Raw genomic sequence first — 327 nt, forward strand, 5'->3', positions numbered from 1 at the left:
CAAGCTGCGCGAGATCATCCAGGCGCAGAACGAAATGAGCCAGCGGCATGCCGAAGGGGCGATCAGCCACCGCATCAATGCCAGCCGCTTCGAGGGCGAGTTCGGCACCATGGTGACCGGGACCAATGAACTGGTTGCCGCGCATATCGGGGTCAAGATGCGCATGGTGGACCTGGTGCGCCGCTACGCCGATGGCGCCCTGTCCCAGCCGATGGAGCAGCTGCCGGGCGAAAAGGCGCGCATCACCGAGGCCGTGAACGGCGTGCGCGCCCGCCTGCAGGCGATCAATGGCGAGATCAAGCACCTGGTGGCGGCGGCCGCCGCCGG

The 327-nt window shown here is 67.6% G+C and carries 1 pseudogene; it reads left to right on the forward strand.

Going from position 1 to position 327, the window contains the following annotated elements:
- A pseudogene (locus KVS69_RS19155) lies at positions 1-327 on the forward strand (methyl-accepting chemotaxis protein); the annotation flags it as partial.

The organism is Stenotrophomonas sp. GbtcB23 (assembly GCF_019091045.1).
Classification (GTDB): Bacteria; Pseudomonadota; Gammaproteobacteria; order Xanthomonadales; family Xanthomonadaceae; genus Stenotrophomonas; species Stenotrophomonas rhizophila_A.